This is a genomic window from Streptomyces sp. NPDC054770 (assembly GCF_053611985.1).
Window position 1 is genome coordinate 14,185 of the sequence record NZ_JBSHBL010000083.1, and the last position, 21,398, is coordinate 35,582.

Annotated in this window: 18 protein-coding genes; 8 read left to right on the plus strand and 10 right to left on the minus strand. The window is 72.0% G+C overall.

The window, feature by feature from the left end; translation table 11 throughout:
* Nucleotides 1–67: 67 nt before the first annotated feature.
* The 9 genes from ACWGKQ_RS42995 to rsmI all read right to left on the minus strand — a co-directional run bounded on the left by ACWGKQ_RS42995 (nucleotide 68) and on the right by rsmI (nucleotide 11,524).
* Nucleotides 68–1,771, minus strand: a complete 1,704-nt coding sequence (locus ACWGKQ_RS42995; protein WP_453297494.1) for an outer membrane protein assembly factor BamB family protein — start codon at nucleotides 1,769–1,771, stop codon at nucleotides 68–70.
* 256 nt (nucleotides 1,772–2,027) lie between these two features.
* Nucleotides 2,028–3,830 (minus strand): ABC-F family ATP-binding cassette domain-containing protein, encoded by a 1,803-nt coding sequence (locus ACWGKQ_RS43000; protein ID WP_453297495.1) that lies wholly within the window; start codon nucleotides 3,828–3,830, stop codon nucleotides 2,028–2,030.
* Nucleotide 3,831: 1 nt separating this feature from the next.
* Nucleotides 3,832–5,136 (minus strand): ankyrin repeat domain-containing protein, encoded by a 1,305-nt coding sequence (locus tag ACWGKQ_RS43005; RefSeq protein WP_453297496.1) that lies wholly within the window; start codon nucleotides 5,134–5,136, stop codon nucleotides 3,832–3,834.
* A gap of 253 nt (nucleotides 5,137–5,389) precedes the next feature.
* Nucleotides 5,390–6,301, minus strand: a complete 912-nt coding sequence (locus ACWGKQ_RS43010; protein WP_453297497.1) for a 4-(cytidine 5'-diphospho)-2-C-methyl-D-erythritol kinase — start codon at nucleotides 6,299–6,301, stop codon at nucleotides 5,390–5,392.
* Nucleotides 6,298–7,167 (minus strand): 16S rRNA (adenine(1518)-N(6)/adenine(1519)-N(6))-dimethyltransferase RsmA, encoded by an 870-nt coding sequence (rsmA, locus tag ACWGKQ_RS43015; protein ID WP_453297498.1) that lies wholly within the window; start codon nucleotides 7,165–7,167, stop codon nucleotides 6,298–6,300. The genes ACWGKQ_RS43010 and rsmA overlap by 4 nt, the downstream gene beginning before the upstream one ends.
* 64 nt (nucleotides 7,168–7,231) lie before the next feature.
* Entirely contained in the window at nucleotides 7,232–8,644 is a 1,413-nt protein-coding gene (locus ACWGKQ_RS43020; RefSeq protein ID WP_453297499.1) for a ubiquitin-like domain-containing protein, read from the minus strand.
* Nucleotides 8,645–8,801: 157 nt separating this feature from the next.
* Nucleotides 8,802–9,704 carry a TatD family hydrolase gene (locus ACWGKQ_RS43025; RefSeq protein ID WP_453297500.1) on the minus strand — a complete coding sequence of 301 codons (903 nt, stop codon included), beginning with the start codon at nucleotides 9,702–9,704 and terminating at the stop codon, nucleotides 8,802–8,804.
* A gap of 74 nt (nucleotides 9,705–9,778) precedes the next feature.
* A complete protein-coding gene (locus ACWGKQ_RS43030) occupies nucleotides 9,779–10,213 on the minus strand; it encodes a hypothetical protein (RefSeq protein WP_453297501.1) in 435 nt (144 codons plus the stop codon).
* Nucleotides 10,214–10,675: 462 nt separating this feature from the next.
* Entirely contained in the window at nucleotides 10,676–11,524 is an 849-nt protein-coding gene (rsmI, locus tag ACWGKQ_RS43035) for a 16S rRNA (cytidine(1402)-2'-O)-methyltransferase (RefSeq protein ID WP_453297502.1), read from the minus strand.
* A 95-nt stretch (nucleotides 11,525–11,619) separates the two neighbouring features.
* Between rsmI and ACWGKQ_RS43040 the strand changes: the two genes are divergently transcribed.
* From ACWGKQ_RS43040 to ACWGKQ_RS43050, 3 genes are all read left to right on the plus strand, one after another.
* Nucleotides 11,620–13,410 (plus strand): dolichyl-phosphate-mannose--protein mannosyltransferase, encoded by a 1,791-nt coding sequence (locus tag ACWGKQ_RS43040; protein WP_453297503.1) that lies wholly within the window; start codon nucleotides 11,620–11,622, stop codon nucleotides 13,408–13,410.
* A 155-nt stretch (nucleotides 13,411–13,565) separates the two neighbouring features.
* On the plus strand, nucleotides 13,566–15,176 hold the full coding sequence (locus ACWGKQ_RS43045; protein ID WP_453297504.1) for a penicillin-binding transpeptidase domain-containing protein: 1,611 nt from the start codon (nucleotides 13,566–13,568) through the stop codon (nucleotides 15,174–15,176).
* 105 nt (nucleotides 15,177–15,281) lie between these two features.
* Nucleotides 15,282–16,955 carry a penicillin-binding transpeptidase domain-containing protein gene (locus tag ACWGKQ_RS43050; RefSeq protein WP_453297505.1) on the plus strand — a complete coding sequence of 558 codons (1,674 nt, stop codon included), beginning with the start codon at nucleotides 15,282–15,284 and terminating at the stop codon, nucleotides 16,953–16,955.
* Nucleotides 16,956–17,076: 121 nt separating this feature from the next.
* Here ACWGKQ_RS43050 and ACWGKQ_RS43055 read toward each other — a convergent pair whose 3' ends face one another.
* Nucleotides 17,077–17,424, minus strand: a complete 348-nt coding sequence (locus ACWGKQ_RS43055) for an SsgA family sporulation/cell division regulator (protein WP_453297506.1) — start codon at nucleotides 17,422–17,424, stop codon at nucleotides 17,077–17,079.
* A 176-nt stretch (nucleotides 17,425–17,600) separates the two neighbouring features.
* On the opposite strand from ACWGKQ_RS43055, the gene ACWGKQ_RS43060 reads away from it, so the two are divergent.
* The 5 genes from ACWGKQ_RS43060 to ACWGKQ_RS43080 all read left to right on the plus strand — a co-directional run bounded on the left by ACWGKQ_RS43060 (nucleotide 17,601) and on the right by ACWGKQ_RS43080 (nucleotide 21,356).
* Nucleotides 17,601–18,635 carry an energy-coupling factor ABC transporter permease gene (locus ACWGKQ_RS43060; protein WP_453297507.1) on the plus strand — a complete coding sequence of 345 codons (1,035 nt, stop codon included), beginning with the start codon at nucleotides 17,601–17,603 and terminating at the stop codon, nucleotides 18,633–18,635.
* A gap of 1 nt (nucleotide 18,636) precedes the next feature.
* On the plus strand, nucleotides 18,637–19,428 hold the full coding sequence (gene cbiQ / locus ACWGKQ_RS43065; RefSeq protein WP_453297508.1) for a cobalt ECF transporter T component CbiQ: 792 nt from the start codon (nucleotides 18,637–18,639) through the stop codon (nucleotides 19,426–19,428).
* Complete coding sequence (locus ACWGKQ_RS43070) at nucleotides 19,416–20,192, plus strand: energy-coupling factor ABC transporter ATP-binding protein (protein WP_453297509.1); 777 nt, start codon at nucleotides 19,416–19,418, stop codon at nucleotides 20,190–20,192. Before cbiQ ends, ACWGKQ_RS43070 begins: the two co-directional genes overlap by 13 nt.
* A 76-nt stretch (nucleotides 20,193–20,268) precedes the next feature.
* A complete protein-coding gene (locus ACWGKQ_RS43075; protein ID WP_453297510.1) occupies nucleotides 20,269–20,766 on the plus strand; it encodes a MarR family winged helix-turn-helix transcriptional regulator in 498 nt (165 codons plus the stop codon).
* Between the two features lie 185 nt (nucleotides 20,767–20,951).
* Nucleotides 20,952–21,356 (plus strand): organic hydroperoxide resistance protein, encoded by a 405-nt coding sequence (locus tag ACWGKQ_RS43080; protein WP_453297517.1) that lies wholly within the window; start codon nucleotides 20,952–20,954, stop codon nucleotides 21,354–21,356.
* Nucleotides 21,357–21,398: the final 42 nt, after the last annotated feature.

Consider the following 21,398-nt stretch of genomic DNA (forward strand, 5'->3'; position numbering starts at 1 on the left):
GGAGACGGCGCGTGAGACGGCTGGGGACGGCGTGGACTGCTGGACGGCACGGGACGACGGACCCCGCTCAGTTGCCGAAGGCCATCATCAGCTTCTCCTTCGCGTCGTCGCTGCCGGTCAGCCGCGTGGAGGAGACGTAGAAGCGCCCGTCGGCCCAGTCGACGGCGCCGTCGTAGAAGCCGCCCTCGATGTCGGCGGTGTGCTGCGGGTTCTGCAGCAGCCTGGTGGTGGAGTGGGCGGAGCCGGTGGTCGGGATCGACACGACCTGGCCGCCCGCGTCGTACGACGGCCGTACGTACGCGACGAGTCTGCCGCCCTCGGTCCTGACCGGGTACATCGACTCGTCCGTCGGGGACTTGGTACGCCACTTCGCCGTGCCTTCGGTGAGGCTGATCGCGACGATCTCGTTGCCCCCGCCGCTCACGTCGGTCGGCAGGTAGAGGGTGTTCGCGTCGACGGCCACGCCCTGGCAGCCCTGGAGGTCACGGTCGAGGATCGCCAGGCCGCACTCGGGCGCGAACTTCTCGTCGACCTTCACCTCGGAACGGAACGTGCCCTTGCCGTCCAGGACCGAGATGTTCCAGGCCTTCTTCTCCTCGTTGGTCAGGTAGACCACGAGCGGGTCGACGGAATAGGTCCGCTCGACCGTCCAGCCCTTCTTGATCGGCCGGGTCCACTCGACCTTGCCGGTGGCCGGGTCCAGCTGCGAGATCTCGTCGTGTTCGTCGCTGCCGCCGGCACCGCAGGACGCCACCTCGATGAGCCTGTTCGTGCCGCCGGCGAACGCCGTCGGGAAGCAGGCCGCGCCGTACTTCTCCTTGTCGTACAGCTTGTGGCCGCTGTCGAGGTCGTACGCCGTGCCCGACTCGGAACGGCCCGCCATCAGCGTCTTTCCGCTGATCGTCAGCTCGATGCTGAGGGCGCTGTCGAAGAGCCCGCCGTCGGCTACGGTCGCGGTCCAGCCCTTCTTGCCCGTGTCGAGGTCGATCTCCTGCAGCTGGTTGCACTTGGCGCGGTCGCTGGTGCCGTTCATGTAGGCCACGACGACCTTGCCGTCCGCCGACTTCTGCGAGGTGACCGCGCAGATCTTCTGCGGGAACGTGATCGGGCCCCAGGCCGGGTCGCCGTTGCCCACCTGGTAGGCGAAGACCTGCTTGTACGCCGCCTTCACCGCCGTCTTCCCGGTGATCCACATGCCGGGCGCGTCGGCGCCGGAGGCGGGCGCGTCGGGTGCCGACTTGTACCAGAGCACCTTGGCCTCGCCGGACTTGCGGCCCGCGTTGAGGTTCTCCGGGTCCGCACCGCCGCCGCTGCCGTCGCCCGGGTTGACCGGGGTGCCGGTGCCGGAGACCTTGGGGTCGTCGGACTGCCGGGCGACCGGCTTCTTGCCGTCGCCACTGCCGGTCAGGGCGTACACGGTGCCGCCGACGACCAGCAGCCCCGCCACCGCCGCCGCGACGATCAGCGCGGGCTTCCCCTTGAACGGCCCGCCGCCGGAGGGCGGGACCGTCCCGGGTCCGCCCGGGCCGCCGGGGTACTGCGGCTGCTGCTGGGGGTAGCCGTACCCGGGCTGCGGCCCGTACGGACCCGGTGCGCCGTAGGGGCCGGGAGCGGGGTGCTGCGGGTAGCCGTAACCCGGCTGCGGCTGAGGTGCGCCGAAGCCTCCCTGCGCGGGCGGCTGTTGCGGGGCGCCGAAGCCACCGCCCGGTGGCGGCTGGTCCTGCGGCGCTCCGAAAGCGCCGTGCGGCGGCTGGCCGGGCGGCTGTGTCATCAGCGTTCTTCCCCCTCGTTCACTGATTTCGAGCCATGCCCGAGGCTGGTGACGGACCCTCGGTCGCACTCAGGCAGTTCTCAGACTGACCTTTCTACCACCAGGCACCGACAGCCCACGGGCCCGTATGTGCCGCCGTTCCCAAGGGAGAACCGCCCCGTGATGCCACCGTTACGCGCCTTCACGCCCCCTTCACCGGGCCCGCGCAAGGGGGTTGCGCGCGGGCCCGCGGAGGGCTGATTCACGCCGGTGGCGGCTACGCGTCCTCCGCCAACTCCAGCCAGCGCATCTCCAGTTCCTCGCGCTCCCCGGCCAGGTCGCGCAGCTGGGCGTCGAGTTCGGCGACCTTCGCGAAGTCCGTGGCGTTGGCGGCGATCTGGTCGTGCAGCTTGGTCTCCTTCTCGGAGACGCGGTCCAGCTGGCGCTCGATCTTCTGGAGCTCCTTCTTGGCGGCGCGCTGGTCGGCGGCGCTCCGCTCGGCCGTGGCGGCCTTGGGGGCCGTGGCGGTGGCGGCGACCGCCTCCTCCATGCGCTGCCTGCGCTCCAGGTACTCGTCGATGCCGCGCGGCAGCATCCGCAGGGCGGCGTCACCGAGGAGGGCGAAGACGCGGTCGGTGGTGCGCTCGACGAAGAACCGGTCGTGGGAGATGACGATCATCGAGCCGGGCCAGCCGTCGAGGACGTCCTCGAGCTGGGTGAGGGTCTCGATGTCGAGGTCGTTGGTGGGCTCGTCGAGGAAGAGGACGTTCGGCTCGTTCATGAGCAGGCGCAGCAGCTGGAGGCGGCGGCGCTCACCGCCGGACAGGTCGCCGACCGGCGTCCACTGCTTCTCCTTGCTGAAGCCGAACGTCTCGCACAGCTGCCCGGCGGTCATCTCGCGCCCCTTGCCGAGGTCGACCCGCTCCCGGACCTGCTGGACCGCCTCCAGGACCCGTGTGTTCGGGTTCAGTTCGGCGACCTCCTGGGAGAGGTAGGCGAGCTTGACGGTCCTGCCGACGACGACCCGCCCGGCCACCGGCTGCGTCTCGCCCTCGGTCCACGCGGCCTCGGCCATGGCGCGCAGGAGCGAGGTCTTGCCGGCGCCGTTGACGCCGACCAGGCCGATGCGGTCGCCGGGGCCGAGCTGCCAGGTGACGTGCTTGAGCAGCACCTTGGGGCCGGCCTGGACGGTCACGTCCTCCAGGTCGAAGACGGTCTTGCCGAGCCGGGAGGAGGCGAACTTCATCAGCTCGCTGGTGTCGCGCGGCGGCGGCACGTCGGCGATCAGCTCGTTGGCGGCCTCGACCCTGAAGCGCGGCTTGGAGGTACGGGCGGGAGCGCCGCGGCGCAGCCAGGCGAGCTCCTTGCGGACCAGGTTCTGCCGCTTGGTCTCCTCGGTGGCCGCGATCCGCTCGCGTTCCGCGCGGGCGAAGACGTAGTCGGAGTAGCCGCCCTCGTACTCGTAGACGGCACCGCGCTGCACGTCCCACATGCGGGTGCAGACCTGGTCGAGGAACCAGCGGTCGTGGGTCACGCACACCAGGGCCGAGCGGCGCTCGCGCAGGTGCTTGGCCAGCCAGGCGATGCCCTCGACGTCGAGGTGGTTGGTGGGCTCGTCGAGGACGAGCAGGTCCTGCTCCTCGATGAGCAGCTTGGCGAGCGCGATGCGCCGCCGCTCGCCGCCGGAGAGCGGCCCGATGACGGTGTCCAGGCCCTTGGGGAAGCCCGGCAGGTCGAGGCCGCCGAAGAGACCGGTGAGGACGTCCCGCACCTTGGCGTTGCCGGCCCACTCGTGGTCGGCCATGTCACCGATGACCTCGTGCCGGACGGTGGCGGCCGGGTCCAGGGAGTCGTGCTGGGTGAGGACGCCCAGGCGCAGCCCGCCGGAGTGGGTGACGCGGCCGGTGTCGGCCTCCTCCAGCTTGGCGAGCATCCGGATCAGGGTGGTCTTGCCGTCGCCGTTGCGGCCGACCACACCGATGCGGTCGCCCTCCGACACGCCGAGCGAGACGCCGTCCAGCAGGGCACGGGTGCCGTAGACCTTGCTGACGTTCTCGACATTGACCAGGTTGACGGCCATTTCACTCCTGCGCACGGGGGATGGATCGCCCATCCAGGGTAGTCGGAGGTCTGCCCTGGTCCTTCTGCTCCTCCTGGCGCCGCCGGTACCACCAGACCGCGGTCAGCGGCAACGCGTCAACGTCCACGTCGGGCCCCAGGGGTCCGATGCGGTGCTCGGCCGCCAGGCAGCGCGGGTCGTCGCGGTGGGCCAGCGCCGCGACCGCGTACGCGCGCGTGCGCTGTCGCTCGTCGTATGTGAGCTCCGCCAGCACGTCCCCTATCTCCGGCTCGGCACCCGAGTAGTGCGACAGCCAGAAGCAGGTGCGGTCGCGTACGTCGGGGTCCGGGTCGCGGGCCAGGGCGAGAACGGCGGCCAGGCCCTCCGGACGCAGCCCGTCCTCGTCACAGTCGAGCAGGTCGGGCACCAGGCCGCGGATCCGGGGATCGGGGTGCGTGGCGAGCGCCAGGCCGATGGCGTCGGTCTCGGGGCCGCTCCTCCACGTCAACGCGTTGAGCAGGACGGCGAGCACGTCCGTGTCCCGCTCCCGCTCGGCCCAGGGAACGAGGGCGAGGGCCCGGTCCTGAAGGGTGGGCTCGAGGCGCTGGGCGTCCGCGATGATCGTGCCCAGCAGCACGTCCGCGGCGAACAGCCGGAGCAGCGGATCGGGGTCGCGGCCGAGCCGGCCGGCCTCGGCCCAGGTCTCGTCGTCCAGCCGCGCGCCCAGCGCCAGCACCGATTCCGCCCACACCTCGTGGTCGCGGTCCGGGCGGGTCAGGGCGCGCGCGAGCAGTTCGGCGAAGGGCGTGCGCAGCCGCAGCCTCGCCTCCAGGGCGGTGAGGAAGGCCGCGTGCCCGTCGCACAGCGTCAGCCCACCGAGGGTGAGCCGCTCGTACCAGCAGCCGATGTCGTCCTGCTGCCGGGTCCGCCCGACGGGGCCCGGCAGACCGGTACGGCGCCGCAGTTCGGCCTCCGGGTCGATGGCCGCCAGACGGCGGGCGTGGTCCAGCAGTTCCTCGCGTACCGGTCCGGGGCGGAGTGCCACGTCGGGGAAGACGGCCCGGGCCAGCGCCGGCGATCCGTCGTCCATGGCCCGCAGCAGCGGGGTGGTGCCGTCGGGCAGCCGCCGCAGCGGGTCGGCTCCGGCCTGCACCAGGAGCTCGGCGACCGGCTGGTCGCCGGCCGAGATCGCCCGGCACAGCACCGGCAGCCCCGTGCTCCCGTCGGGGGCGTCCGGATCGGCGCCGGCGTCCAGCAGGTCCCTGACCTGTTCGGCGTCCCCGCTCCGTACGGCCGCGACGAGCCGGTCCGCGTCCCCCGTGCCCATGTGTCCGCCCCCTCCCCGCCCGCCCGCGTCCGAAGCGGCCGAGGGAGCAGAGCCTAAGCGCTCCGCTGCAAGTGCCCCGACATGCCGTCCGCCGACTGCGGCACCGTCGTGGCCGGTCGCGGCGACCAGGGCCAGGGCGGCCGCATATCGGATACGGACCCGCGCCCCTTCGGGGCGCTGCCGAACCGGCGCAGACTTCGACGGACCCGCCGAGAGCGACCTCGCCGGCGGCGCGGCCCTGTTGCTTACCGCCTTACCGCGCAGTGGCCCGACGGGTCACCGTGGCGCCCGGCACGGGGGCCGTCGCCGTGCGCACCGTACGACAGGTGCCGGAGGCCCGCAGGGCGTCGGCGATCTTCGTGGCCGCCTCCGGATCGCGCGCGAGGAAGGCAGTCGTGGGCCCCGAGCCCGAGACGAGCGCGGCGAGCGCTCCGGCCCCGCGCCCCGCGTCCAACGTGTCGGCGAGCTCCGGGAAGAGGGACAGGGCGGCCGGCTGGAGGTCGTTGGCGACGGCGGCGGCCAGCGCGTCCGCGTCCCCCTTCGCCAGCGCCTGGAGCAGCTCCGCCGAAGCCACCGGCTCCGGAACGTCCCGCCCCCGCGCCAGCCGGTCGAACTCGCGGAAGACCGCCGGCGTCGACAGCCCCCGTTCGGCCATCGCGAACACCCAGTGGAAGGTGCCGCCGGTCTCCAGCGCGGTCAGCCGCTCGCCCCGCCCGATACCGAGAGCCGCCCCGCCGACCAGGCTGAAGGGCACGTCACTGCCCAGCTCGGCGCAGATGGCGAGGAGTTCGGCGCGGGAGGCGCCCGCCCGCCAGAGTTCGTTGCAGGCGAGCAGCGCGCCCGCCCCGTCCGCGCTCCCGCCGGCCATACCGCCGGCGACCGGGATGTCCTTGGCGATGTGGATGTGCACGGCCGGTTCGATGCCCCGGCGCCCGGCGAGTGCGAGCGCGGCACGGGCGGCGAGGTTGGTGCGGTCCAGGGGGACCTCGGCGGCGTCCGGGCCCTCGCAGGTGACGGTCAGCTCGTCGGCCGGCGTCACCGTGACCTCGTCGTAGAGGCCGACGGCGAGGAAGACGTTGGCCAGGTCGTGGAAGCCGTCGGGGCGCGCGGCGCCCACCGCGAGCTGGACGTTGACCTTGGCGGGGACGCGTACCGTGACGCTCACTTGCCGGACTCCTTGTGTTCTGCGATCCGCGCGAACTCCTCGACCGTCAGCGCCTCGCCGCGGGCCTGCGGCGAGACCCCGGCCGCGACCAGTACCGTCTCGGCGGCCGCCGCGGACCCGGCCCAGCCGGCCAGCGCCGCGCGCAGGGTCTTGCGGCGCTGTGCGAACGCCGCGTCGACGACCGCGAAGACCTCGCGCCTCGATGCCGTCGTCTTCAGCGCTTCCGTGCGCCGGACGAGGGAGACGAGGCCGCTGTCGACGTTGGGCGCGGGCCAGAAGACGTTGCGCCCGATGGCACCGGCGCGCTTGACCTCGGCGTACCAGTTGGCCTTGACGGACGGCACGCCGTACACCTTGTTGCCGGGTCCGGCGGCGAGCCGGTCGGCGACCTCGGACTGCACCATCACCAGCGTCCGCTCGATGCTCGGGAAGGTGTCGAGCATGTGCAGGAGGACGGGGACGGCGACGTTGTAGGGGAGGTTCGCGACGAGTGCGGTCGGCGGCGGGCCGGGCAGCTCGGTGACGTGCATCGCGTCGGAGTGGACCAGCGCGAACCGGTCCGCGCGCGCCGGCATGCGCGCCGCGATCGTCGCGGGCAGGGCACCGGCCAGCACGTCGTCGATCTCGACCGCGGTGACCCGGTCGGCGACCTCCAGGAGCGCGAGGGTGAGGGACCCGAGTCCCGGGCCGACCTCCACGACGACGTCGTCCGGCCGGACGTCGGCGGTGCGGACGATACGGCGGACCGTGTTGGCGTCGATCACGAAGTTCTGGCCGCGCTGCTTGGTGGGGCGTACACCGAGCGCTGCCGCGAGCTCACGGATGTCGGCGGGGCCGAGGAGGGCGTCGGGGGCGGGGCTGCTCACGGGACAAGGGTACGGGCCGCCGGGGCCGCCTCCCGCCGGTCACCTGTGCCACCGCTTCTCCCGGTCACTTGTGCAGCCGTGCCCCGCAGTGCGGCCAGGGCGTGGAGCCGCGGCTCACGTAGAGCTTCTTCGCGCGGAACGTCTGCTCCTCGGCCGAGGCGTCCTGCGGGCGCCCGTTGCCGCCGAGGCTGTGCCAGGTGTGGGTGTCGAACTGGTACAGCCCGCCGTACGTCCCGGAGGAGTCCACGGCGTGCGCGCGACCGCCGGACTCGCACGCGGCGAGGCCGTGCCAGTTCAGTCCGTCGGCGCCCGTCACGGAGTCGGGGTGCGGCTTGGTCCCCACCTGCACGAGCTGGGCGCGCGGTTCCCGCACCGTCTCGGACGTCTCGCGGTGCGGCTTCTGCCGGACGCCGTTGACGGAGCGCAAGTAATACGTCACACGGCGCAACCCCGGCCGCCCGGCCCGCTCGACCACCTCGGTGCCCTTGAACAGCGTCGGGTCCGCCGTCCGCCGCACCTCGAACGGGATGGTCTCCTCGCGCACCTCCCGGCTGCCCGTGACGCGCAGCACGGTCACCGTCTGTCCGTCGCGCGGGAAGCCAGCCTGGGGCACGGAGGTGGTGTCCTGGCCGTGCAGGGTGATCCCGGCCTCCTCGACGGCCTCACCGACGGTCGCGGCGTTGGTGCGGATGGTCCGGGTCCGGCCGTCCGCCAGGATCGTGACCGTGCGCTCGGTGCGTACGTCGAGGGCGAGCCCGGCGCGTCCGATGTTCTGGGAGCGCGAGGCCGACAGGTACGCGCCCTCGGCACGCACCCCCAGCTGCCGGAGGGCGCCGTCCACCGTGCGCGCCGTCGTCCACACCTCGCGCCGTTCGCCGTCCAGCGTGAGCCGTACCGGGCGGCCGTAGCGCACCGCGACCTCGTCGCCGCTGGCCAGTGCCGTGCCGGGGGCGGGCGCCACCACGTCGTGTGCCCCGAGCGGTACGCCCTCCTCGGCCAGCAGGCCGGTCACGTCGTCCGCGAACGTGTGCAGGGTGCGCGGCCTGCCGTCCACGGTCAGCTCGATCGCCTTGTCCTTGGCGAGGAACGCGGTGGTACCGCCCGCGAGGAACGCGACGACGAGCGCCTGCGGCAGCAGACGGCGCACGGCGGACTCCGGGCGCCGGGAGTTCCGCGCCTTGCGCCGGCGCGCTGCGCGTCGTCCCGCCACGGCGCGGGCACCCGGCTCACGCACCTCGCCCTCGGCACCGCGCTCGCCCTGCCGCGGCAGCACCGGCTCACTCGGGTACGCCTGCGCCGCGTCCTCGTACGCCGGGCGGTACGTGTCACCCCCGTACGCCGTCCCGTACGCCGTCCCGTATGCCAGCGTCTCGGCGTCGTGCACGCCGTACACCTCGGGCGCACCCTGCGCGCCGTGGACGCCGGGCGCGCCATAGGGGTCGTACGCCCCAGACGTCTCGTACTGCGATGTGCTCACGCCGACACGCTCCAGAGGGCCAGAGGGGTCCGGATCGGGCCCCCAGAACCTAGCGGAGCACCCGTCACTCTCCAAAGCGGCACGACTACGCACGGTCGCGTGGGGACCAAAGGTGCGCCCCCGTGAACGTTATGCGCCAGTTATGATCGATACACGCTCAGTAGTCGAAGGCGCGGGCCGTGTTCGCGCCCAGGGCCGTCGCCAGCGCGTCCTCGTCGATGCCGCGCACGGCGGCCATCGCACGCACCGTGACCGGAACGAGATACGGGGCGTTGGGCCGTCCGCGGTACGGGGCCGGAGTCAGGAAGGGCGCGTCGGTCTCCACAAGGAGCAGCTCCAGCGGCGCCACCGCCACCGCGTCCCGCAGGTTCTGGGCGTTCTTGAAGGTGACGTTGCCGGCGAAGGACATGAAGTACCCCTCGCGGGCGCACTCCTCGGCCATCACGGCGTCCCCGGAGTAGCAGTGGAACACGGTCCGCTCGGGAGCGCCCTCCTCCTTGAGGACGCGCAGGACGTCGGCGTGGGCGTCGCGGTCGTGGATGACGAGGGCCTTGCCGTGCCGCTTGGCGATCTCGATGTGGGCGCGGAAGGAGCGCTCCTGGGCGGCCTTGCCCTCGGGCCCGGTGCGGAAGTAGTCGAGGCCGGTCTCGCCGACGCCCTTCACCTGGGGCAGCCCGGCCAGCCGGTCGATCTCGGCGAGCGCCTCGTCCAGCGCGGCGTCGCCACCCGCCGTGCGCGCCCCCTGCCGGGACCAGCCGTCGGGGTCGCCGTGCACGATCCGCGGGGCCTCGTTGGGGTGCAGGGCGACGGTCGCGTGGACGTTCGCGTGCGCGGCGGCGGTGTCGGCCGCCCACCGCGAGCCCTTGATGTCGCAGCCGACCTGGACGACGGTCGTCACGCCCACCGACGCGGCCTTCGCGAGGCCCTCCTCGACCGTGCCCGACTGCATGTCGAGGTGGGTGTGGGAGTCGGCGACGGGCACCCGGAGGGGTTCCGGGAGCGGCGGTGCCGTGTTCTTGTCGGCCGTACGGGCGGCCGTACCGGAGGCGTTCGAAGGCATGCCCCGATCCTACGAAAGGGGCATGCCCCGCCGGACCCGCGCCCGGGCCGGACCGCCTCGCGCCCGGAACCGGGTCAGCTCGCCTTGCGCTGGAAGGGGTGCAGGAGGTCCGACAGGTGCCAGTGGTGCACCTCCTTGACCTCCGCGGAGGTCTCCGGAGCCGCGGCCGGCCCGGTCTCCGCACCGCCCTGCCCGGCGGAACGGTCCTGCACCGACGGCTGATGCGACCGCTGTGCGGCGCTCCGCACCGACGAGACCTGCCCCGCGCGCATGATCCGCACCACCTGACCGTCGCAGTTCTGGCACGAGGGACTGCTCAGCGGCGACGGGACGACCCGGCCGTTCGCCACGTACTTGACGAACTCGTGGTTGTCGGCGGCGGTGTGGTGCTCTATCTCGTACGACTGCTCCCAGCCGTGCCCGCATCGCATGCAGGCGAAGGAATACGACTCGTGGACGACGGCTGTGGCCGCACTGCTGAGGCCGGTCTGCCCTGCGATCTCACTCATGCCAGCTCCTCTTGTCCGCGTGGACAAGCACGCACCCCCGGCGCGGGGATTCCCCCCGGAATCCCATGGGGGTGAGGGACGGGTGCGTCCCTGCTGACCAGTGGACGCCTTCACCGACGCGAATGCGACCGGCCTGCCGAGTGTTGGAGGCGATTTGGATTCGGCTTGCCAAATCGGCCTCGCCGCATAGGGCTGGGCTTTGCGTTTCCCGCCCCCGCTTTACCGTCCCGTGGGGCGCGCGCTCAGAGGAGGCGCACCTCGCTCAGAGGACACATCACCGCAGGTCAGGGGCGCACGCTCAAGGGAGAAGCGACCCGCTCAGAGATCAAGGAGCGCCCCCTTGGAACGCCGGGTCCCGAAGCGCCCCGCCAGGGGCGCGGGGAACTGCGCGACCAGCCGTCCACGACCCGCGGGCCGCTGTACAGGAGCAACCACAACGGCGCTCCCGGGAAACCCCGGCTCTCACTCGGCGGAGCGTTTCGCGGCAACCACGGCGTCGAACACCACCCGCTTGGGAATCCCCGCATCCACCGCCACCGCCGCGATCGCCTCCTTGCGGCGCTCACCGGCCTCCTCCCGCACCCGCACCCGCCGCACCAGCTCCGCCGCGTCGAGTTCCTCGGGCCCCCGCTCGGGGGCGCCCTCGACGACGACGGTGATCTCACCGCGCACCCCGTCGGCGGCCCACACCGCCAGCTCGGCCAGCGGACCGCGCCGTACCTCCTCGTACGTCTTGGTCAGCTCGCGGCAGACGGCGGCCCGCCGCTCGGCGCCGAAGACCTCGGCCATCGCGGCCAGGGTGTCGTCGAGGCGGTGCGGGGCCTCGAAGTAGACGAGGGTGCGGCGCTCCTCGGCCACCTCCTGGAGCCGGGAGCGGCGCTCGCCGGCCTTGCGCGGCAGGAACCCCTCGAAGCAGAACCGGTCGACGGGCAGCCCGGACAGCGCGAGCGCGGTGAGCACGGCGGACGGCCCGGGGACGGCGGTGACCCGGATCTCCTGCTCCACGGCGGCCGCGACCAGCCGGTAGCCGGGGTCGGAGACGGACGGCATCCCGGCGTCGGTGACCAGCAGCACGCGCGCGCCGCCGACGAGCTCCTCGACCAGCTCCGGGGTGCGGGCGGCCTCGTTGCCCTCGAAGTACGAGACCACGCGCCCCTTGGGCGTCACGCCCAGCGCCTGGGTGAGCCACCGCAGCCGCCGCGTGTCCTCGGCCGCGATCACGTCGGCGCCGGTCAGCTCGGCGGCGAGCCGGGGCGGCGCGTCCGCGACGTCGCCGATGGGGGTGCCTGCGAGGACAAGGGTTCCAGTCACGCCTCCATCCTCGCAGCCGCCACTGACAGCAAAGGAACCCACCGCGAAGCCCCATTGCACGGGACTCACACAGAACGGTTCCCTACGATGGCGCGGTGACCAGTACCGCGTCCTCCACGGACACCCGGCAGGGCCAGGCAGCGCTCGACGAGCGGCCGACGTGGCAGCAGCGGCTGCGCCGGTTCGGCTACACGGCGAGCCCGGCGCGCACGGCGCCGACCACCGGCGACAGCGGTGCCGCGGCCTCCGGCACGCACGCCGATGTCGTCGACCGCCTGGTGCCGCCGTACGCCGAGCCCGGCTCCCGGCTGTGGCTCGCCCTGGGGGTGCCGCCGGTGCTCGCCGAGCGGATCAGGCGCTGGTCCGGCTGGGGCGGTCCGCTCCTCGTGACGCTGCTGGCGGGCCTGCTGCGGTTCTGGAACCTGGGCAGCCCCAAGGCGGTGATATTCGACGAGACGTACTACGCGAAGGACGCGTGGGCGCTCGTCCACCGCGGTTTCGAGGTCAACTGGGACAAGAACGCCAACGACCTGATCCTGCAGAAGGCGGGCCACGTCGGCATCCCGGTGGACGCGGCGTACGTCGTGCACCCGCCGGTGGGCAAGTACGTCATCGGGCTCGGCGAGCTGATGTTCGGCTTCAACCCGTTCGGCTGGCGGTTCATGACGGCACTGCTCGGCACGCTGAGCGTGCTGCTGCTGTGCCGGATCGGGCGCCGGATGTTCCGGTCCACGTTCCTGGGCTGCCTGGCGGGCGCCCTGATGGCGGTGGACGGACTGCAGTTCGTGATGAGCCGCACCTCGCTGCTCGACGGTGTGCTGATGTTCTTCGTGCTGGCGGCGTTCGGCTGCCTGGTCATCGACCGGGACAGGTCACGGGAGAAGCTGGCGGCCGCGCTGCCGGCCGAGGCCGACGGCCGGGTCCGCCCGGACGCGCGCGTGGCCGACGACTTCCGCTTCGGGTGGCGTCCCTGGCGCTGGGCCGCGGGCCTGCTGCTGGGCCTCGCGCTCGGCACCAAGTGGAACGCCCTCTACATCCTGGCCGCGTTCTGCGCGATGGCGCTGCTGTGGGACGTTGGCGCCCGCAAGGTGGCCGGCGCCCGGCACCCGTACCGGGCGGTCCTGGCGCACGACACGGGGATCACGTTCCTGGCGACGGTCCCGGTCGCGATCGCCGTCTACCTGACCTCCTGGATCGGCTGGATCCTCTCGCCCACCGACGGCACCGGCGGCTACTTCCGCAACTGGGCGGCCACCGACGGCAAGGGCGGCAGCTGGACGTTCCTGCCGGACTGGCTGCGCAGCCTGTGGCACTACGAGCACGAGGTGTACCTGTTCCACATCGGCCTGTCGTCGCCGCACACGTACATGTCGAACCCCTGGTCGTGGCTGGTGCTGGGCCGCCCGGTGTCGTACTACTACGAGTCGCCGTCCCCGGGTGTGGACGGCTGCCCGTCGGACGCGGGCGAGAAGTGCGCCCGTGAGGTGCTCGCGATCGGCACCCCGCTGCTGTGGTGGGCGGCCTGCTTCGCGATCGCCTACGTCCTGTGGCGGTGGGCGTTCCGCCGCGACTGGCGGGCCGGCGCCATCGCCTGCGGCATCGCGGCCGGTTACCTGCCCTGGTTCATGTACCAGGAGCGCACGATCTTCCTCTTCTATGCCGTCGTCTTCGTGCCGTTCCTGTGTCTCGCGGTGGCCATGATGATCGGCGCGATCATCGGCCCGCCGGGCTCCAGCGACACCCGCCGGCTGGTCGGCGCGTCGAGTGCGGGTGTCCTGGTGCTGCTGATCGCCTGGAACTTCATCTACTTCTGGCCGCTGTACACGGGCACGGCGATTCCCATCGACTCCTGGCGTTCACGGATGTGGCTCGATACCTGGGTGTGAGCCACATCCCTGATCTCTGTCCGGCCAACAGTTCGGCCAACAATCGGTCAACCCCTGTCACAGGGACCCCACAACGACCTACAGTGCGAGTCACAACCAGCTTTTGAACGCGTTCATAAAATGCGGAAAAGGCTCACGGGGAGGGATTTCGCACCATGCGCAAGGGGGTCAAGGGCGCCCTGATCGGCGGCGTCTGCGCAGCTGTGCTGGGTGGGGGCGGGTACGGCGCCTACAACGTTCTGTCGGCGCTCCACCGCGACGACACACCGGCCGTACGGACCGGGCCGCCCACCAAGGACGAGATCAGGGACACCACGCAGAAGTTCTTCACGGCCTGGGAGAAGGGCCAGTCGGTGACCGCGGCGTCGTACACGAACGACTCCGCCGACGCCGAACCCGTGCTCACGTCCTTCAGCGACGTGGCGCACATCAAGGACGTGCACATCACGCCCGGCAAGGCGACCGGCGCCACCGTGCCGTACAGCGTCAAGGCGACCGTGTCGTACGGCGGGAAGTCGAAACCGCTCGCCTACCGGAGCCGGCTGACCGTCGTGCGCGGCGAGACCACGCACCGCGCGCTCGTCGACTGGGATCCGTCCGTGGTCCACCCGGAGCTGAAGCGCGGCGACACCCTGTCCACCGGCGAGGCGGCGAGCCCGCCCATCGAGGCCGTGGACCGAAACGGCAAGGTCCTCACCAAGGCCACGTACCCGTCCCTGGGCCCGATCCTGGACGAGTTGCGCAGCCGGTACGGCGACAAGGCCGGCGGCACCCCCGGCGTGGAGCTGGTCATCCAGCACGCGTCCGAGGAGTCGGCCGACACCACGCTGCTGACCCTCGCGGAGGGGAAGGCCGGCAAGCTGCGGACGACGCTCGACGCGCGCGTGCAGGCCGCCGCCGAGACCGCGGTGACGAAGTACGCCGAGTCGTCGGTGGTGGCCGTCAAGCCCAGCACCGGCGAGGTGCTGGCGGTCGCCAACCACCGCGACGACGGCTTCAACGCGGCCTTCCTCGGCGAGCTGGCGCCCGGCTCCACCATGAAGATCATCAGCGCGGCCACCCTCATCGACACCGGGCTGACGACGGCCACCGGTCCGGCCCCCTGCCCGCCGACCGCGACCTGGCAGAGCCAGACCTTCAGCAATCTCAAGGGACTTCAGCCGGACGAGAAGGCCACTCTGTCGGACAGCTTCGCGCGCTCCTGCAACACGGCGTTCGTGAAGTACGCGGACTCGGTCCAGGTCGACTCGCTCACCAAGGAGGCCGAGGACCGCTTCGGGCTCGGGCGCAACAACTGGAAGGTGGGCATCCCGAGTTTCGACGGCCGGGTCCCCGCCTCCGGCGGCCCGGACACCGCGGCCAACCTGATCGGCCAGGGCCAGGTGCAGATGTCCCCGCTGAACATGGCGTCGGTGGCGGCGACCGCGATGACGGGAACCTTCCGGCAGCCGGTGCTCGTCCCGCAGAAGCTGGACGGCCGTGAACTGGCCACCGCCAAGGGCCTGTCGCCCGCCACGGTCGGCCAGCTGCGCGCCATGATGAACCGCACCGCCACCAGCGGCACCGCGGCCGGCGTGATGCGCGGGCTGAGCGGCAGCATCGGCGCCAAGACGGGTTCGGCGGAGGTCGACGGCCAGTCCAAGTCGAACAGCTGGTTCGCCGGCTACCGCGACGACGTGGCGGCCGCGGCGATGACCCAGGACGGCGGCCACGGCATCGACGCGGCCGGTCCGATTGTCGCGAGTGTGCTACGGATCGGTGGCTGACGTCACTCCTACAGGCCGGGACTCTACGCTGGGCGCAGTCGTTGGGGAGCGTGAGGGCTACGGGGCGGCGGGGACCCCGGGGGAAGTGCGCGGAGGAACTGGACTGTGGGCAAGAGAAGGCGCGTCGTCGAGCGACGGCAGAAGAGACCCGCCGTCATCGGCGGGGTGATCGCCGTGGTCGTCGGCGGCGCGGGCTTCGGCCTGTACGCGCTGTACGGCGGCGGGGCGGCCGACGCGGCGTCGACGGCGAAGACGGCCGACCACAAGCCCGTCAAGACCGGCCCGCTGTCCGCCACCGAGGTGCAGACGACGGCGCGCACCTTCCTGTCGTCCTGGCAGCAGGGCAAGGTCACGCAGGCCGCCGCCGTCACGGACGACAGCAAGGCCTGCATCAGGCTCCTCACCGGCTACGCCAAGGACGCCCACGTCAAGGGCGTGACCCTCACCGAAGGCACCCGCACCGGCGACAAGGTCCCGTTCTCCGTGAAGGCGACGGTGTCGTACAAGGGCGTCAGCAAGCCGCTGTCGTACGACTCCGCGTTCACCGTGATCCGCCGGACCAGCGACGGCAAGCCGGTGGTGAACTGGCACGCAGCGGTCGTCCACCCGGACCTCGCGGACGGCGACACCCTGGTCACCGGCGCGTCCGGCACCCCGCCCATCAAGGCCCTGGACCGCGACGGCGGGGAGATCACCACCGCCAAGTACCCGTCGCTGGGCACGGTCCTGGACGGGCTGCGCGAGAAGTTCGGCAAGAAGGCCGGCGGCAAGGCGGGCGTCGAACTGCGCGTGGTGCGCGGCACGGCGTCCGAGAAGGCGAAGCTCTCCGACAAGACGCTCCTGGAGCTCAGCAAGGGCACGCCGGGCACGGTGAAGACGACGCTCAGCCCGACCCTCCAGGCGGCCGCCGAGAAGCAGGTCACCACGCAGAAGAACGCCTCGGTCGTGATGATGCGCCCGTCGACCGGCGAGGTCCTCGCCGTCGCCAACTCCAGCCACGGCTTCAACGTGGCCTTCCAGGGCTCCCTGGCGCCCGGCTCCACGATGAAGATCATCACGTCGACGATGCTGTTCGAGAAGGGGCTCATCACCCCGGACGCGTCGCACCCCTGCCCGAAGACGTACAAGCTCGCCGGGTGGACGTTCCACAACGACGACGACTCGGAGATCAAGCAGGGCACGTTCAAGCTGAGCTTCGGCGCCTCCTGCAACAACGCCTTCATCAACTTCGCGCCCAAGCTCTCCGACAGCGACCTGACCACCGAGGCCCAGCAGGTCTACGGCCTCGGCATGAACAACTGGGCCATCGGCGTCCCGACCTTCGACGGCTCGGTGCCGGTGCAGAGCGGCGCGCAGATGGGCGCCTCGCTGATCGGGCAGGGCGGGGTGCGCATGAACCCGCTGAACATGGCGTCGGTGTCGGCCACGGTGGACACCGGTACCTTCCACCAGCCGTACCTGGTCGCGCCGAGCGTCGACAACCGCACGATCGCGAAGGCCTCGCGCACGATGTCGTCGAAGACGCAGGCGCAGCTGAAGGAGGTCATGCAGTACACGGCGGGGTACGGCACGGCGGCCCAGGCGATGTCGGGGCTGAGTTCGAGCTGCGGTGCCAAGACGGGCTCGGCCGAGGTCGACGGCCAGAAGAAGCCGAACGGCTGGTTCACCGCGTACTGCGGCGACTTCGCGGCAGCGGGTGTGGTCCAGGCGGGCGGGCACGGCGGCGACACGGCCGGACCGATCGTGGCGGCACTGCTGAAGCTGGGCGCGTCCCTCTGAGCGGGTTCGGCAGCGCCCCGAAGGGGCGCGGGGAACTGCGCGGCCGGCCACGACGGCGCCGCGGTCGGCGGACGGCGCAGCGCGGCACATCCAGCGCAACGCCCAGCACCGAAGGCGTGCGTCAGCCGGCCACCGGAGTGGCCATGTAGGTCCGCCGGAGGAAGCGCAGCAGGGCCTTCGACTCGAACTGCACCACCGATGTGCCGTGGTCGGAGTGGAACTCCACCACGGCCTGGACCCGTCCCAGCGGCCACACCCGTACGTCACCGCTCTCCGCGGGCGCCCTGAGACCCTGCTCCAGCAGCGAGCGCGAGAACGTCCACTCGTCCGTGCCGGGGAGGCCGACCCGTACCGTCCTCGGGTCGGTGTCGGGGTCGTAACGCAGGACGACGGGCACTGCGGGCGGCTCGTCCCGGGCGTCCTCGTCCGTGACGATGTGGGCTCGCGCGTACTGCTCGACTACAGACATCGGACTGCCCTTTACGCTCCGTGTTCTGTGCGAAAGCTGTAAATCCGCTTTCCTATCCAATGTCGCACATTTTCCGGAATGCGCTTACGGAAGCCCCCGTGCCCCGCACCTGATTCCGGATGTGACGACCTTCTCGCTCTTGCAAAGTCTTCGCAATAGACCCCTAAAATCGAACCGTGCATGTACCTGACGGATTCATCGACACCCCCACCTCCGCGGCCACCGCCGTGGTCGCGGCCGGCGCCCTCGCGGTCAGCCTGCGCGGCGCCCGCCGCGAACTCGACGAGCGCACGGCACCGCTGGCCGGCCTGGTGGCGGCGTTCATCTTCGCCGTACAGATGCTCAACTTCCCCGTCGCGGCCGGAACAAGCGGCCATCTGCTGGGCGGGGCGCTCGCCGCGATACTCGTCGGCCCCTGCACCGGGGTGCTGTGCGTGTCCGTGGTGCTGCTGATGCAGGGCATCCTGTTCGCGGACGGCGGGCTGACCGCGCTCGGCGTCAACATCACCGACATGGCGATCGTGACGACCCTGGTCGCGTACGCCGTCTTCCGCGGCCTGCTGAAGGTGCTGCCTCGCGGCAGGCGCTCGGTGACCGCCGCCGCCTTCGTCGCCGCGCTGCTCTCCGTGCCCGCCGCCGCGGTCGCCTTCACCCTCCTCTACGCGGTCGGCGGCACCACCGACGTCGCCATCGGCAAGGTGGCCGGCGCGATGATCGGCGTGCACGTCCTCATCGGCCTCGGCGAGGCCGCGATCACCGCGCTCACGGTCGGCGCGGTCGTCGCCGTACGCCCCGACCTGGTGTACGGGGCGCGCGGCCTGCGCCAGGGGCTGCGGCTGCGCGTGCACGGCGTCCTGGTGGACGCGCCGGAGCCGGCCGCGCCGGTGGCGGCGCGCACCTCCCGTCGCGCACTGTGGATCAGCGGTCTGGTGACCTCTTTGGTGCTCGCCGGGTTCGTCAGCTACTACGCCTCCGCCAGCCCCGACGGCCTGGAGAAGGTCGCCCACGACCACGGCATCGACACGAAGACCGAGGAGCACGCCTCGGCCGGCTCCCCGCTCGCCGACTACGGCGTCGAGGACGTCTCCGACGCCCGGCTCTCCGGCGGCCTGGCGGGCGTGATCGGGGTCGGCACGACCGTCGTCGCGGGCAGCGCGGTGTTCTGGGCGGTACGCAGGCGTCGTACGAGCGCCCCTGCCGAGGTGCGCTGACATGGGCGCCGGGCACGCCCACCGGCTCTACCGGCACGCGCACTCCCCCGTGCACGCGCTCCCGCCGCACACCAAGCTCGCCGCCGCCTTCGCCTTCGTGCTCGTCGTGGTCTCGACCCCGCGCACGGCGATGTGGGCGTTCGCGCTGTACGCCGTGCTGCTCGCGGGCGTCGCGCACCACGCGCGCGTGCCCGCCGGCTTCCTCCTGAAACGGCTGCTGATCGAGGTGCCGTTCGTGGCCTTCGCGGTGCTGATGCCGTTCGTCGCGGAGGGCGAGCGGGTCGACGTGCTGAGCCTCTCGCTCAGCGTGAACGGCCTCTGGGGTGCCTGGAACGTTCTGGTCAAAGGCACGCTGGGGGTCGCCACCTCGGTGCTCCTCGCGGCCACCACGGAGCTGCGCGCGCTGCTCCTCGGCCTGGAGCGGCTGAAGCTGCCGCCGCTGCTCGTCCAGATCGCCTCCTTCATGATCCGCTACGGCGATGTCGTCACCGACGAGATGCGCCGGATGCGGATCGCCCGCCAGTCGCGCGGCTTCGAGGCGCGGGGCGTGCGCCACTGGGGGGTGCTCGCCAAGTCCGCGGGCGCCCTGTTCATCCGCTCCTACGAGCGCGGGGAGCGCGTCCACCTGGCCATGGTGAGCCGGGGATACTCCCCCACTACTAAACGTGTGGGAGGTGCCCCCAGTTCGATGCCGGTCGTCGACGAGGTGACCGCGTCCCGGGCCGAGTGGTCGTACGCCTTCGCACTGCCGTTGTCCGCCCTTGTCGTCTGCCTGTCGGGATGGGCCCTGTGACCGCTGCCTCCGCCTCCGCTCCCGCGTCGCTGGAGGTCTCCGGCCTCGCCTTCGCCTATCCCGACGGGCACCAGGCCCTGTTCGGCGTGGACTTCACCGTCGCGCGCGGCGAACGCGTCGCGCTGCTGGGGCCGAACGGCGCCGGCAAGACCACCCTCGTGCTGCACCTCAACGGCATCCTGAGCGGCGGCACGGGCACGGTGACGGTGGCCGGACTGCCCGTCGGCAGGCGGCACATGGCGGAGATCCGGCGCCGGGTCGGCATCGTCTTCCAGGACCCGGACGACCAGCTCTTCATGCCGACGGTCCGCGAGGACGTGGCGTTCGGACCGGCCGCGGCCGGCCTGAAGGGCGCCGAACTGGAGGCACGCGTGCGTGCCGCGCTGGACCGGGTCGGCATGGCCGGCTTCGCCGAGCGCCCGCCCCACCACCTGTCCTTCGGGCAGCGCCGCCGGGTGGCGGTGGCGACCGTCCTGGCCATGGAGCCGGAGATCCTCGTCCTGGACGAGCCCTCCTCCAACCTCGACCCGGCCTCCCGGCGCGAACTCGCCGACATCCTGCGCTCCCTGGACGTGACGGTCCTGATGGTCACCCACGACCTGCCCTACGCCCTGGAGCTGTGCCCGCGCTCCCTGATCCTGAGCGACGGCACGATCGCCGCCGACGGGCCGACCGCCGCACTCCTCGGCGACGACGCCCTGATGCGCGCCCACCGGCTGGAACTGCCCTTCGGTTTCGACCCGCGCGCGGCGGCGGCAGGGTGACGGCGGGGTGCGGAAGCGCCTGGCGCGTTTCCGTGACGGCCGTCCCGCGCGTCCGTGCGTCCGTGACAATGGGCGCGTGACGCATCAAGAGGACGCCGGTCCGGTCGCCGGTCCGCCGGCCGGACCGCCCGCCGGGCCGCCGCGGCTGGACGACCAGCTGTGCTTCGCGCTGTACGCCGCGCAGCGCGCCGTGACCGCCGCCTACCGCCCGCTCCTCGACGAACTCGGGCTGACCTACCCGCAGTACCTCGTGCTGCTCGTCCTGTGGGAGCGCGGCGAGACCACGGTGAAGGAACTGGCGGAGGCGCTCCGGCTGGACTACGGAACGGTGTCGCCGCTGCTGAAGCGGCTGGAGGGGGCGGGTCTGGTACGCAGGGAGCGCTCGGAGCAGGACGAGCGCTCGGTGCTCGTCGCGTGCACCGGGCGCGCGGATGAACTGCGGGAGCGCGCGGCACGCATACCCGGCGCGCTGCTCACGACGACCGGGCTCGACGGCGCCGGTGTGGCGCGGCTGCGCGAGGAGTTGCGGGAGCTCGCGGAACGGGCGGGCAGGGCGGCCTCCCGGCCGGGGTAGCCGTCTCCTGTCACCCGCTGTTACCCGCGGTTTCCACCCCCCTGGTAGCCCAAGGGCTTCCTACCGGTCGGTACCTTGTGCACGATGTGCTTGCACACATCTGTGTTGCCCACCACTGTTTCCGCCCTGGGGGAGGTCCCGCCGTGATCGAAGGTGCCGCCGTCGACACCCGTCCGACGAAGATCATGTATGTCGCCGAGGCGACCGCGCACGGCGGCCGGAACGGGTATGTCACCAGCCAGGACGGCCAGATCGAGCTCAAGGTGGCGATGCCTCCGGCGCTGGGCGGCGACGGCAACGGCACCAACCCGGAGCAGCTGTTCGCGGCGGGCTACAGCGCGTGCTTCCACAACGCGCTGATCCTCGTCGGCAACCGCACGGGCTACGACCTGACCGGCTCCACGGTCGCCGCGAAGGTCGGCATCGGCCCCAACAAGCAGCGCGGCTACGGCCTCGCGGTCGCCCTCAGCGTCTCGCTCCCGGTGCTGGACGCGGACATCGCGGCGAAGCTGGTGGACGCCGCCCACGAGGTGTGCCCGTACTCGAACGCGACGCGCGGGAACATCGAGGTGACGATCGTCCTCGGCTGACCCCGGGAACGTGCCGCAGACCACGTCGTACCGAGGAATCCG

Bases quoted from the DNA above. Each gene is read 5' to 3' on its own strand.
- ACWGKQ_RS42995 (WP_453297494.1), bottom strand. From the start codon at position 1,771: ATGACACAGCCGCCCGGCCAGCCGCCGCACGGCGCTTTCGGAGCGCCG.
- ACWGKQ_RS43000 (WP_453297495.1), bottom strand. From the start codon at position 3,830: ATGGCCGTCAACCTGGTCAATGTCGAGAACGTCAGCAAGGTCTACGGC.
- ACWGKQ_RS43005 (WP_453297496.1), bottom strand. From the start codon at position 5,136: ATGGGCACGGGGGACGCGGACCGGCTCGTCGCGGCCGTACGGAGCGGG.
- ACWGKQ_RS43025 (WP_453297500.1), bottom strand. From the start codon at position 9,704: ATGCCTTCGAACGCCTCCGGTACGGCCGCCCGTACGGCCGACAAGAAC.
- ACWGKQ_RS43030 (WP_453297501.1), bottom strand. From the start codon at position 10,213: ATGAGTGAGATCGCAGGGCAGACCGGCCTCAGCAGTGCGGCCACAGCC.
- ACWGKQ_RS43045 (WP_453297504.1), top strand. From the start codon at position 13,566: ATGCGCAAGGGGGTCAAGGGCGCCCTGATCGGCGGCGTCTGCGCAGCT.
- ACWGKQ_RS43055 (WP_453297506.1), bottom strand. From the start codon at position 17,424: ATGTCTGTAGTCGAGCAGTACGCGCGAGCCCACATCGTCACGGACGAG.
- cbiQ (WP_453297508.1), top strand. From the start codon at position 18,637: ATGGGCGCCGGGCACGCCCACCGGCTCTACCGGCACGCGCACTCCCCC.
- ACWGKQ_RS43070 (WP_453297509.1), top strand. From the start codon at position 19,416: ATGGGCCCTGTGACCGCTGCCTCCGCCTCCGCTCCCGCGTCGCTGGAG.
- ACWGKQ_RS43080 (WP_453297517.1), top strand. From the start codon at position 20,952: ATGTATGTCGCCGAGGCGACCGCGCACGGCGGCCGGAACGGGTATGTC.